Below are 13715 nucleotides of genomic sequence, written 5' to 3' on the forward strand. Positions count from 1 at the left end.
CACTCAAAGTCATTTTATTTGTGGTGACGGGCGCTATACTAAAGATTGGCTATAAAACTGAACAAAAGCCTCACAATAATAACGACGAATGAGGTAGGGAACACCAATGAGTCTATGTGAAATTGTACGTTTAGAAGGATATATCCAGAGTAGCTATCTGGCAGTATATCCAGATAAAATAATGCTGTTAGATGGTTGCTGCCGTGCTGATGTACCGATGGTGCTTGACTATATTAAGACAACGTTAAAACGACCCGTCACCGATCTAAAAGTAGTAGTGGTCACGCACATGCATCCGGATCATGCAGGCGGTGCGAATAAATTTCGAGAAAAGACTGGCTGTCTGATCGTCTCAGCAGATAGAAAAAAGCAGTGGTATAGCGGTATTGGTGGGCGCACGATGCACTTCGTAGATATACATCTAGGATATTATGTGGCCAGACGTCAAGGCCGCCCACTTAAAAACCTATATTACTCGGCAAGTCTGAAACCAGATATCACCGTCACAGATGGTGAGCTTGTGCCATATTTTGATGAATGGCAAGTACTAGAGACACCAGGTCATACGGATCGTGATTTGTCCTTGTTTCATCTGCCCAGTCGAGAAGTATACACTGCTGATTTAATCATCAAATTGCGCCATAAGTTCGTAGCACCGTTTCCTGTCTACTATCCTAAATACTATGTTCAATCGTTAAAAAAAATCAGGGCATTGCAACCGTCAATGGTAATGATGGCTCATGGACGAGAGCTTGCAATGAGTAAGGCAGAGTTTGATGAGTTTATCGCTCATGCGCCCAAGCACCCACGTACTATCAAAGATACGATCAGACATAAACTACTATGGCGCAAGAGAGATAACTTTCGACTGTTTAAACGTAAGCATAATAAATAGAGGTATATAAAAGTTAAGAAACTAATAGCTAAAAAACAACGTTTAAAAAGCCCAGACGAAAAAAAGCCCAGTTACTAAGATAGTAACTGGGCTTTCTAAATATGGTGGGCTGTCCGCGACTCGAACGCGGGACCAATTGATTAAAAGTCAACTGCTCTACCAACTGAGCTAACAGCCCTGAAGAGTATATAAAAAAGCGATGCTTTTTAACTCTGCAAGAGAAAATTCTAACTAAAGAACTTTCTAAAACTAAACATCTTAACGATGTCTTTTAAACTTATCTTTATTAGTCTACTACCGGATAGGGCAGAACGATTAATAAAGATTAAACTAAATATGGTGGGCTGTCCGCGACTCGAACGCGGGACCAATTGATTAAAAGTCAACTGCTCTACCAACTGAGCTAACAGCCCTAACGTTTAAAGTGTTTGTATCCCTAAACGTGAGAGCACATTATATATATTATTATGACAATTACAACCCCACATGATAAAAAAAGTGTAATTCTCTTATAAAATTGCCAATTTATTCCAGTTTCTTTAAATTTTTGCCATTATATCGATATTGACTGCTCTATTTTTGGCTAAAGCGAGTCAATAATCGGTTATTAGTCTCGAGAAAGTGCTTCAACAGGATCTAATTTGGCAGCATTACGCGCTGGCAAGAATCCAAATACTACGCCAATTAACGTCGAACAAACAAAAGCGGCAATAATAGAGGTTGATGAATAGATAACTTTGAAATTATCACCGCCCACGCTATTAATCAGCTCACCAATGGCAAAGGCCAGTCCAATACCAATCAGTCCTCCTAAGATACAGACCAGAACGGCCTCAATGAGGAACTGCTGCATAATATCGCTCTGACGCGCGCCCACTGCCATTCGTACACCAATCTCATTGGTGCGTTCGGTGACAGAGACTAGCATAATGTTCATCACCCCAATACCGCCGACGATCAATGAAATGACCGCGACCGATGAAATAAGCAGGGTCATTGTGCCTGTCGTCGATTCAATGGTTTGACGGATAGAGTCTGAGTTGCGTAACTCAAAGTCATCTTTGCCATGGCGACTCTCTATTAAGTCAGAGATGGCTGTCTCTGCGGCGCTAGAAGAGATACTATCATCTAACAACGCTACAAAGCGGTCAATATTGGTACTACCCGTGACACGCGACATCACCGTCGTATAAGGCATATATATAGTAGGCGTCGTCACACTGGGGCCAAAGCCACCATCGCTCTCTTCGAGGACGCCAATTACGCGTCCAGGTACACTACCAACCAGTATCACTTCACCGACAGGGTTATCAATATCTGAAAAAAAGGTCTGCTTGGCATTGTCATCGATGATGATATCTTGACTACGTAATGTGACGCTTTTTGCATCAAACCCTTGACCCAATGCCAATGTCTCACCAGTAACGGTTAGATAGTCTTCGCCAACGCCGTTGACGGTAGCATCCTCTTGTATACTTCGATAACGCACGCTAGAGTTGGCATTTACTTGAGGGCTAACGCTGATAATATATGGCTGATTGCCGACCGCTTCGGCGTCTTCTGGCGTCAAGTTGTCATCGTTATAGCGGCGTCTAGGGTCGCCTCTAGGGTAGCCATCATTGACGGTAATGGTATTGGTACCTAATGAGCTGATATTGGCGAGGATTTGCTGCTGAGAGCCTTGTCCAAGACCTACGATAGATACGACCGCAGCGATACCGATGATAATGCCGAGCATGGTCAGTAGGGTACGCATCTTATGCGCGCGCATGGCAAGCAAAGACATCTTAAACGCTTCAAGCAGTCGATCTATGAAACTACCAAAGGCACTTTTACGGTGTTCACCAAGGATAGATTCTGGTTTTTTGTCGGTGTGCTTATAATGCTCAGTTTGATAATCAGCGATGACATAGCCATCTTTTAACTCAATCACACGCTCCGCTTGCGCCGCTAGCTTTGGATCATGAGTGACCATGATAATGGTATGACCTTGTGCACTGAGGTCATGCAAAATTGCCATGACGTCTTCGCCAGACTTACTGTCTAGGGCACCCGTTGGCTCATCGGCCAAGATAACATCGCCACCATTCATCAGTGCACGAGCAACGGAAACACGCTGCTGCTGTCCACCTGAGAGCTGATTGGGACGGTTGTTGACCTTATTGCCAAGGCCGAGGTCAGTTAGTAGCTTCTCAGCACGATTGGTACGTGCCTCGGTATCCATGCCAACATACACAGCAGGGACGGCGACGTTGTCTTTGGCACTAATATCACCAAGCAAATGATAGCGCTGAAAAATAAAACCAAAGTGCTCACGGCGCAGTTCTGCTAGCTGATCGGCATCAAGCTTACGGGCAGATTGACCATAAATCTTATAATCGCCAGCAGTGGCTTGATCTAAGCAGCCTAAGATATTCATCAAGGTGGACTTACCAGAGCCTGATTGTCCAATGATAGCAACCATCTCACCTTGATTGATAGTTAGATTGATATCATGCAAGACGCGAATGGTTTGCTCACCAGCAGGGAACTCTCTGATAATGCCAGACAACTCCATAATGGGCTTGCCTGATGCAGGATGATTAGCAGTATTGGTTTTTGCCGGATTACTTAAATTATCTGAGCTGTCTAAGTTATTTAAGTTATCCAAATTGTCTAAATTATCTGAGTTGTTTGAAGGGTTAGCAGAAGTGTGTGACCCTAAGTTTTGAGCCGTGCTACTTTCAGAGCTATCTTCAGTCGACGGTTTAGGAGATTGAGATATAGTCATAGCAGTGTCTTTAATAAAGGCTAATAAGCGTTATAGCGTTGTTATGAAAGGGCTGCTATGTTTAACAAGCCCTTTTTTATTCAACATAGTCAAAGAACAAGTTACATTCGAGGTCCACCAGGGATACGGCCGCTACCTGATTTCTTACCGCTTTCTTCACTGATGATTACTTCTTCCCCTTCTTTCAAACCGCTTAAGATTTGCGCATTTACTCGGTTATCGATACCGACTTTCACGGTACGCTCTTCTACGGTTCCATCCTCTTTTAGTACACGTACAAACTTACCAGTGGCTGCTTTGCCTTTTTCTTTACCTTTAGAGCGTTTTTCTTGTATCACTGTTGACGGTACTAATAAGGCGTTTTTGGCTTCGTTAACAATAATATAAATCTGCGCTGTCATATCAATGCGGAATAAGCGGTCAGGGTTTGGTACTTCTACGTAGCCGACATAATAGATCGCAGCGTCTGTTGAGCTGGTGCTACTGATTTGCTCTGGGGCAGGCTCGATAGCAGTCAACGTCGCATCATACTGCTGATCTGGATTACCGATGATGTTGAAATAAGCAGGCATACCAGCATTGACGTTAATGACGTCCGCTTCCGAGATTTGCGCATTGATACGTACGGTCGATAAGTCTGCTAACGTCACTAGTGTTGGTGCCGTTTGATTAGCGTTAACCGTGGTGCCTTGCTCAGTCGTAATGGAAACGACGGTACCTGATATCGGGGCGCGAATCGTGGTATAGCTCAAATCTTCTTCAGCAGTACTGACGTTGGTTCGTGATTTGCGCAATGCTGCTTGCTGACTGTTGATATTGGCTTCGGTAGTCGCAATCGCGGCTTTTGCTGTATCGATAGCCGCACGTGCATTGGCAACGGCTGCTTTTGCGGTCTCGACACTGGTCGCCTGCGTATCATATTCTTGCTGCGAGATAGCGTCGATAGCGACTAAGTCTTGCAAACGCGCAAAATCAGACTGTGCTTGTTTGAGCTCAGACTGACGGCTGGCAAGATCGGCATAGGCACTTTTTAGACTGGCTTGTTTGCTTAACGATTCTGCTTGAGCACTTTGTAGCGCAGCTTCGCTTTGTTCAAGACTGGCTTGTTCATTGCTCAGGCTGTTCTTCTGAGTCACTTGATCAATCTGCGCAATCAAATCGCCTTGCTTGACTTCGTCACCGACTTCAACGTACAGGCGTTTTACTTCACCAGATACCTGTGCCCCTACATCGACGGTATTTAACGCTTTTACTTTACCAGACGCCATGACATTGTTTTCAATATCACCGACTTCAACGGTTGCGGTTAAATAGTTAGGTGTGGTTTCTTCTGGTTTTAAAAAAGTATAGGCCAAAGCCCCTAATGCTACGATAATTAAGGTGATGACACCCCATTTGATAGCAGACTTTTTGCTTATTTTGCGCATGACAACAATCCAATCACAATTAAATCAAGTGTAGATATAGTAGAGACTTCACCTACAAAAGGGAATGGAAATTAGTTTACGAAAGGTTAAGGTAGTCAAGAACAGAGTTAGGTACAGAAAAGAAATGCTTACTAAAAATCGATAAAACGGAGATTATAGGAGAACAAGATAAGGTAGTAGAATCTGGATTTATAGCGTTTAAATGTATGAATCAGTAAGAGAAGAGATGGATAACTCGTGAATAAGCGAAATAAAAGAAGGCGATGATAGGCTAGTCTTAGCGCATCGCAAATAAACGCTTACCTGCGAGCTCTAGTGCTGCTTGTAATAATAGCTCCCATGCTGGCTGGCGAATAAGGCCTTTAATAGCTTGGTCACAGCGGTAAAGCAGAGCAGGCCATTCGCTCGTTTGTTGTTTTGACTGACGACGACAGGCTTGTTGGTACAACCCTTGCTTACTACGCCAAATGCCTAATGCTTGAGGGTCTTGACCGTCCATAAGTTGAATGATTTGACGCATGTCTTTGCTAATAGCCCAGAGCACTAGGGTAGTGGGTTCATCGGTCGACTTTAGCTGAAACATGATTTTGGCGACCTGCGTACTCTTACCCGCGAGCATCGCATCAGACAAATCAAACACACTAAACTGCGCGTCGCTGACCAACGCTGCTTGTAGGTCTGTAATATCCAATGCCACATTATTCACAGGTTGTGAAAAGCTATTAGGTTGTTCGGTACTATTGTCATTAGCACTATCTTCACTAGTACGGCTATTTTCACTAGTACGGCTATTAGCAACTAGCTGCGGTGCAAACAGATAAGACAACCGCCATAAGGTTTGATAAGCACTTAGCAAATGATGCTCAGTGTGTGACATGAGTAGCTGCCACGCCTCTTGAGACAATCGTAAGCCAAACTTCTGAGCTTGTATTTGTAGTAGCTGTTGGCGCTGCTGCTCATTGTATAAATTGCAATCAATGACATTGCCATATTGTGCAAAAGGAGCAAACCATTTGCTGCTCTGGCTGCGTTTGTCTTGCTTAGGTGTGAGCCACAACACACTATGACTGTGTGTGCCAGCTTGTGCCTCGACCGCAAAACGTTCCAGCTCGGCGATAACTGCTTTGTCAGGTTTATGGTTGCCCGTCACGATTAAGGCACTGGCATCATCAAATAAAGACTGACTACCAAGCTCGGATAGTACTTCTTGCCAGCTTTTGACAGAAATCAACTCTATACGTTTGATTGCGTAATTCTGTGCGCGCCAGTGTGGACGCAGCGCATCTATCAACCATTGACTCAGCAGTGGCTCGTCACCGTGCGCCAGCCACAAGCCAGCTACCGCAACGGAAGGCTGCAGTAGTTTTGGGTAGGCTTTTATGAAAGTATCTTGCATAGCGTGGTGTTACACAGGTTGATGAGCAGGTAATACCAATTCCAAAAATATGATTAGTAGTATCAAGCTAGCCCAGTCTACTCAAGGTAGTACTTACACTCGCTTAGTTTGCTAGTCATATTTCTAGAAATGGTATCGTTTGATAATCAGAACGACTAACTATTACGGTTGTGGTACGACGACAACGGTTGGCGTCACGCCTTTATTCATTTGCACAGATTGTTTGGCAGCAGGTGCAACTTTTGGAAGCGAGATAGCAACATACTGGTCAGTGATACGGCGAGCTAAAGTATCATAGAGCCAATCGCGAGTCTGATCACCTTGCTGATCGTCAGTACTAACAGATGCTTCGTTGTACTGATAGCTTCGCTCGACCTGAATGGGGTTGCTCAGGGTTACAGGCTTACCATTTTCCATCGTTTGATAGCTGACATCTGCTGATAGTACTAAGCGAATTTCTGTTAATACGCCAACCAATTCGTAACGCTTAAAACGTACATTACGGATGTCGATAGCGGCAATAGACTCAGCCCCTGCTTGTTGGTTATTGCGGGCAACTTCTTCCGAGCTTATATTACTAATAACATCGACACCTAACGTCTTTAGGCGGCGCGTCAATGGTAGTTTCAGCGGGAATGAGGTGCGATTGTCTTCGATAATAACTGCTGTTTTTTCGACGTCAAGCAGCATCGCTGAGTCGTAGCCACGCAGCTGGAAGCCGCAGCCGCTAAGAGCAGCGGCTGCACCTACCACCGCAAACATTGGCAGCGTGGCAAGTAAGACTGCTCCGAGCTTTTGGCCATGGGACTTTTTGTTAGCTAGGCTGTGTGCGCTTAATTCTGGTTGCGCCTGCTCAGCTCGATGCTTGTATGACATAAACGCTATCCTCATATGATAAGAAGGCTTAGAGCACTAAGCCTAAAATACTTAGCTCAAGATACCTCAGCCTACAACCACGATGTTAACCAATTTATTAGGAACGACGATTTCTTTTTTGATCTCGCCCGTGATGAATTTTGCCACGCTTTCCATAGTGCGAGCTTGCTCTTTTAGCTGCTCAGGATCGCTGTTTGGTGCGACATCCATCTTACCACGCATCTTACCATTGACCTGTACCACCATCGTGATCATGTCTTGTACCAGCGCACTTTCATCAACGGTTGGGTAGTCCAACGTTAAGGTATCAAGACCTAACTGCTCAAGCAGATGTTCACCAACGTGCGGCGCATAGACAGACAGCATAATCAGCAGATTGGTCAACGCTTCGTGTTTGACGTGCAGCTCTTGCTCATTACTCGCGTTAAAACCAGTCAGCTCATTAGCAAGTTCCATCAGGCTTGATACTGGCGTGTTCAATGCCAGACGATCACCCAAATCACTGTCAATCTTAGCAATTGTTTCGTGCGTTTTACGGCGTAAGTTTTTGGCTTCTTTGCTCAACCCGTCTGTGTTCAAGGTAGCACTGTTCAGCGTATCAATGCTGATATTGGCGGCTGTTAGCGCTTGCGTATGGTCGGTTGCAATGCGCCATACTTTTTTCACAAAGTTATAAGGGCCTTTTAGCGCGTCATCTGACCATTCAAGCGTTTGATCCGCAGGCGCAGTAAATAGCGTATATAGACGAACCGTATCAGCACCATATTTATCAATGGTTAGCTGTGGATCTACGCCATTGTTTTTTGACTTAGACATTTTTTCGATTTTGCCAATCGTCACTGGCTGGCCGTCTGACTTCAAGATAGCTTTAATGGGTTGACCACGTTCGTTGAAGTCAATATCGATATCTTCTGCAAAGTAGTAAGTCGTACTGCCATCCGCATTGACGCGGTAGAACGTACCAGCGAGCACCATGCCTTGGGTCATTAGGTTGGCAAATGGCTCATCACCTGTGACTAAGTTTTCGTCACGCATCAGCTTATGGAAGAAGCGTGCATACAACAGATGCATCACCGCATGCTCGACACCGCCGACGTATTGATCGACTGGCAACCATTTATTGGCAGCAGATTTATTGACCATGTTTTGCGCATCATTTGGGCTAGCAAAGCGTGCATAGTACCAGCTAGACTCTACAAAGGTATCAAAGGTATCGGTCTCACGCTCAGCAGGGTTGCCACATTTAGGACAAGTGGTATTGACAAACTCTGGTATATTTTTAAGTGGGTTACCGCGACCATCAGGTACGACGTCGGTTGGCAACACAACTGGTAGGTCTTGCTCTTCAACAGGCACCGTACCACAATGCTCACAGTTGATCATTGGGATAGGGCAACCCCAATAACGCTGGCGAGACACCCCCCAATCACGTAGGCGATACTGGATCTTTTTCTTGGCCAGCTCTTTCGGCTCAAGCTTAGCTAGCATTGCTTCAAACGCTTGCTCAAAATCTAGACCGTCAAACTCACCTGAATTAACTAAGGTATTGCGCTCGGTATAAGCAAGATTGACTTCACTATCGTTCGCTTTGGCATCTGCTTTTAGCTCATCAAAATAACCATCAGGGGTATTGATGACTTGTTTGATTGGTAGGTCGTATTTATTGGCAAACTCATAATCACGCTCATCATGAGCAGGTACTGCCATGACTGCGCCTGAGCCATAGCTCATCAGCACATAGTTGGCAACCCACACTGGCACTTCTTCACCAGTCAAAGGATGCGTCACAGTGAGGCCTGTATCCATACCGATTTTTTCAGCTTTGGCCAGATCAGCTTCAGCGACTGAGCCTTTTTTACAAAGCGCACAGAATTGAGCGATTGCGTCATCTTGCTCAGAGGCATATTGTGCAAGTGGATGCTCTGCGGCAACAGCGACATAAGTCACACCCATCAAGGTATCAGGACGAGTAGTGAACACGTCTAAGGTGTTTTTTTCACCAGCAAGCTCATAAGGGAAGTGCACTTCCATACCAGCACTACGACCAATCCAGTTACGCTGCATGGTTAGTACTTCAGATGGCCAATGACCTTCTAGCTGATCCAAATCATCCAATAGCTCATCAGCATAGTCAGTGATGTTGAAGTAGTACATAGGTATGTCGCGTTTTTCGACCGCAGCACCACTACGCCAGCCTTTGCCATCGATGACTTGCTCGTTTGCTAAAACAGTGTTATCAACAGGATCCCAGTTGACCGTCGACAGCTTTTTGTAGACTAGACCTTTTTTGTATAATTGCAAAAACAACCATTGCTCCCACTGATAATATTCAGGGCTACAAGTGGCAAACTCACGCGACCAGTCAATAGACAGGCCTAGCAATTTAAGCTGCGCACGCATGCTGTCAATATTGGCAAATGTCCATGCAGCAGGTGGAGTCTGGTTAGCAATTGCCGCGTTTTCAGCTGGCAAGCCAAAACCATCCCAGCCCATTGGCTGCATGACTTCATAACCTTTGAGGCGATAATAACGACTCAATACGTCAGAAATCGTATAGTTACGTACGTGGCCCATATGCAGCTTACCACTTGGATAAGGGAACATCGACAGCATGTAACGACTTGGCTTGTCGCTTGGCTCATTGCTTACTTCAAAGCGCTTGTCAGTGGCCCATTTGGTTTGCTGCGCGGCTTCTATCGCTTGTGGGTTATAATAGCTGTTTTCTGCTTGGTCTGCTGTCACGGCGTTGCTCATAGTCGGCTCGAAATTGGTTGATACTGATTTGTTTAATACGGATCAAAATAGGTGGAATTTGACAATGCCATAGCATAGCGTAATTTGGCGAAAATTGCGACGATATGATGCAGTTGCTTACTAGGTTTGACGATTAAAAGTAATGCATTCTCTATATCTAGTCAGCCTTAGGTATAATAGACAAGTTAATGAATATTTATGAGGATTTATCATGACCATCACCATTTACGGTATCAAATCTTGTAGCACGATGAAAAAAGCGTTTACTAAGCTAAACGATCTAGATGTCAGCTACGATTTTCACGATTATAAAAAACAAGGTATTGATAAAGAAACAGTACAGCGCTGGGTAAATGAGCTAGGTATCGACAAAGTACTCAATAAGCGTGGTACGACATGGCGCAAGCTAGACGACAGTCAAAAGCACGCAGCTGATGCTAGTGTAGACAACGCCATAGATTTACTCGTGGAAAATAGCAGCATGATTAAACGCCCGATTGTAGAAGGTCAGTTAGCAGATAAAGATCAAGCAGTATTACTATGCGGCTTCGATGAAGCGGAGTTTGATAAAGTTTTTTCGTAAAATTAACTTATAAAAATTAAGCTAGGCTTATTTGTTAAGTATAAAAATACATAAGAAAGCCCGAGCATTTGTATTCACTCGGGCTTTTCCATATTTAGCTTTTCTACATCTAGTATTGCTAGATTTTGCTAGCTCAATGATGAGTCTATTTCTCGACTGATGAGCGTACCAACTCCTTCGTTAGTGAAAATCTCAAGTAAGGTCGCATGAGGGACACGACCATCAACGATTACCGCACTTTTGACGCCGCTACGCACCGCATCAAGCGCACATTGAATTTTAGGAATCATGCCGCCTGAGATAGTGCCATCTTCGATTAAGCTATCGACCTTCTTTGGTGTAAGTCCAGTCACCACTTCGCCATCACGGCCCAATACACCTTTGATATTGGTTAATAACATCAGTTTCTCTGCTTGTAAAAACTCTGCCACTTTACCTGCAACGAGATCAGCATTAATGTTATAGGTATTGCCTTCAGCGTCAACGCCAAGTGGCGCGATAACGGGAATAAAATCTGAGGCAATCAACATGTTAATCACGTCTTTATTGACACTTACTACATCACCGACGAATCCTAAATCAACTGGTACAGCGATACCATCTGTGCCAATTTTTTCCATCATCAGTTTTTTTGCTTGAATTAAGTTGGCATCTTTACCTGTAAGACCAATCGCGCGACCGCCATGTTTGTTAATCAAGCTAACAATCGATTTGTTGACGCTACCGCCCAAGACCATCTCTACGATATCCATGGTGCTTTTGTCAGTGACGCGCATCCCATCGATACGGTCTGATTGACGTCCGAGCTCTTTTAGGAGGTTGTCAACTTGCGGGCCGCCACCATGTACGACTACTGGATGCATACCGACGGTTTTTAGCAAAACAATATCACGAGCAAACGAGCTCTCAAGCTCAGGGTCGGTCATGGCGTTGCCGCCGTATTTTACGACGATGAGTTTATCAACAAAACGCTGGATATAAGGCAGAGCAGTGGTCAATACTTCAGCGGTGTTTTTGGCATCATCTAAATTAAGCGTCATTACAAACTCCTAAGGGCCGGTTTTAAATTGGTTGTTTTTTTACTATGTCTAATGAGACAGTTATGTGTTTTATGAGGCTACTCTGCAGGAATAGCAAGAATCTGTTCAGCTAGCGCTGCGTTAAATGGTTGGCATAAAGCGGCAAATGTCGCCTGAATATCTTTTAGGTCATCCACACTGTCACCTGCAAAGCGCGCGGTCAGGCTATTGCTGGTATTTGATTGACGCAGTACGCCAAAGCCATGCGCAAAATCTAAGCGCACACCATCGATACAGCTCAGCTTGGTTCCTACAGGTAATAATTCATGCGTCTGTTTTAATGCTATTTGCGCCTTCGCAGTAGCACAAGTACACGCTGACGACTTGCATGTCGTGGCGGGCAGGCAAGTATCTTTTAACTGCTGACTGTATGAAGAAGAGTTAGTATGAGTAGACATATCTACTAGATGCTGCAAATAATGACAAAATCTCGTTAGTTGCTCTACAAGTGAGCAGTCGGTAGTAGCCGTCTGCGGCATTGGCAAGTAATGGTCAGCAGTACTGACTATAGTGGGTAAGCTTTGGATGATATCTGCTAGCGGTTTTTTATCATTAGTATCATTATGAGTTTGGTCAAGCCAATGCAGCAACCGTAATGCAGCATACATCGCATCATCGTAAGGGATAAAGCGGCTGTCATTAAAGATGAAATGTCCTGATAATTCACCAGCGAAAACAATCTGATTGTCAGGATGCTGTACCTGTTGGCGCATAAAGCTGCTGCCAGTCTTGCTAATCACAGGTGTAGTACCAAGCTCAGATAACAGTCTTGGTAAATGATGAGCACATTTAATATCGAAAAGAACTTCAGATGCTAATAAAGAGTTGCTCAGGGAGTTAGGATGTTCAGTAATAGCAATACGTGCCAATAAATAGAGCAAATGATCGGGCGTGACTATCTTGCCGTTATTATCAACGATCATCAAACGATCGCCATCGCCATCAAACGCCAAGCCTATATCTGCTGCGTGCAAAACAACGGCTCGTTGCAATTCGTTTAAGCGGTTTGGTTCGGTGGGGTCTGGATTACCAAGGGGGAAATTACCGTCTGGTGTATCATTGAGAAAAATAACATGCTGGCAAAAATGTTCAAACAAGCGTTGAGCGATACTCCCAGTTGCGCCATGCATACAGTCAATGACTATGACCAAATCAAGTTTATAAGCGCTTTTCTGATTGGCTGCAGTTGCCGAGTGATTGTGCTGAAATAATTGTTCAAATACCTGCGCAATAGCATCTATATAGACGTTGACTACTTGATAAGCAGGTAGTTGCTCAAGTAGGTCGTTTGGTAATTTTGAGTCTTGGCTACTTTTAATGCTTTCAATGTTTTCTGAATGCAAGACAGAATTATTAGATTGGCTATCGGGACAGGCGTGATAACCATGATGGGCGGTTAGCTGATGATAGAGCGTCTGTATCTCTGAACTACTAGGAGACTTGTTATTCACCAACCATTTGATGCCTAATATGTCTTTAGCGGAATGGCTCGCTGTTACGACTATGCCATGACCTTGATATTGCGCTGCCCAAAATGCCATCATCGGCGTAGTAATCAGGCCTAACTGGATAACACGTAAACCATTATGAGCTAGTACAGTAGAAAGCGTATGGGCAATGGCTTCACTACCAATACGCATATCATAACCAATAACGACAACATTCTGCTTAGTAACAACAGAGGTACTAGCATTAGAGGCATTAGCATTGATGTTTTGAGTCGGTTGGCTATCTTGGGCATTGTAGAGAGTGGCAAAAGCATCGCCTAACGCGTGTATAAAACTGCTAGTGAAATACTGGTTGGCACCACGAATATCATAAGCACGGAATAAGGATTGCTGCGCCGCAAAAGGTGGCATTGCTTATTCTCCTTATAACCGTGATAGGTGTTCAATGATAAATAAAAATGGATAGCGCAAGGTTTTAGATATAGCT

The 13715-nt window shown here is 44.3% G+C and carries 9 protein-coding genes and 2 tRNA genes; 2 read left to right on the forward strand and 9 right to left on the reverse strand.

What is annotated here, in order from left to right; translation table 11 throughout:
• Positions 1-106: 106 nt before the first annotated feature.
• On the forward strand, positions 107-895 hold the full coding sequence (locus IEE84_RS03190) for an MBL fold metallo-hydrolase (protein WP_191114823.1): 789 nt from the start codon (positions 107-109) through the stop codon (positions 893-895).
• 102 nt (positions 896-997) lie between these two features.
• Here IEE84_RS03190 and IEE84_RS03195 read toward each other — a convergent pair.
• The 7 genes from IEE84_RS03195 to leuS all read right to left on the reverse strand — a co-directional run bounded on the left by IEE84_RS03195 (position 998) and on the right by leuS (position 10118).
• A tRNA-Lys gene (locus IEE84_RS03195) sits at positions 998-1073 on the reverse strand.
• A gap of 159 nt (positions 1074-1232) precedes the next feature.
• Positions 1233-1308 (reverse strand) — tRNA-Lys (locus tag IEE84_RS03200).
• Positions 1309-1502: 194 nt separating this feature from the next.
• Positions 1503-3452, reverse strand: a complete 1950-nt coding sequence (locus tag IEE84_RS03205; protein WP_191115360.1) for a MacB family efflux pump subunit — start codon at positions 3450-3452, stop codon at positions 1503-1505.
• A 314-nt stretch (positions 3453-3766) separates the two neighbouring features.
• Positions 3767-5092, reverse strand: coding sequence for an efflux RND transporter periplasmic adaptor subunit (locus IEE84_RS03210; protein WP_191114824.1), 1326 nt, complete (start codon positions 5090-5092; stop codon positions 3767-3769).
• 277 nt (positions 5093-5369) lie between these two features.
• On the reverse strand, positions 5370-6488 hold the full coding sequence (locus tag IEE84_RS03215) for a DNA polymerase III subunit delta (RefSeq protein WP_191114825.1): 1119 nt from the start codon (positions 6486-6488) through the stop codon (positions 5370-5372).
• Between the two features lie 162 nt (positions 6489-6650).
• On the reverse strand, positions 6651-7364 hold the full coding sequence (locus tag IEE84_RS03220) for an LPS-assembly lipoprotein LptE (RefSeq protein WP_224737874.1): 714 nt from the start codon (positions 7362-7364) through the stop codon (positions 6651-6653).
• A 66-nt stretch (positions 7365-7430) separates the two neighbouring features.
• Positions 7431-10118, reverse strand: a complete 2688-nt coding sequence (gene leuS / locus IEE84_RS03225; protein WP_191114826.1) for a leucine--tRNA ligase — start codon at positions 10116-10118, stop codon at positions 7431-7433.
• Between the two features lie 211 nt (positions 10119-10329).
• Here leuS and IEE84_RS03230 point away from each other — a divergent pair, with 211 nt between their 5' ends.
• Complete coding sequence (locus tag IEE84_RS03230) at positions 10330-10701, forward strand: Spx/MgsR family RNA polymerase-binding regulatory protein (RefSeq protein WP_191114827.1); 372 nt, start codon at positions 10330-10332, stop codon at positions 10699-10701.
• A 128-nt stretch (positions 10702-10829) separates the two neighbouring features.
• On the opposite strand, the gene argB is transcribed toward IEE84_RS03230, so the two are convergent.
• Complete coding sequence (gene argB, locus IEE84_RS03235; RefSeq protein WP_191114828.1) at positions 10830-11741, reverse strand: acetylglutamate kinase; 912 nt, start codon at positions 11739-11741, stop codon at positions 10830-10832.
• Between the two features lie 77 nt (positions 11742-11818).
• Entirely contained in the window at positions 11819-13639 is a 1821-nt protein-coding gene (locus tag IEE84_RS03240) for a phosphohexomutase domain-containing protein (protein ID WP_191114829.1), read from the reverse strand.
• Positions 13640-13715: the final 76 nt, after the last annotated feature.

The organism is Psychrobacter sp. 28M-43 (assembly GCF_014770435.1).
Lineage (GTDB): Bacteria > Pseudomonadota > Gammaproteobacteria > Pseudomonadales > Moraxellaceae > Psychrobacter.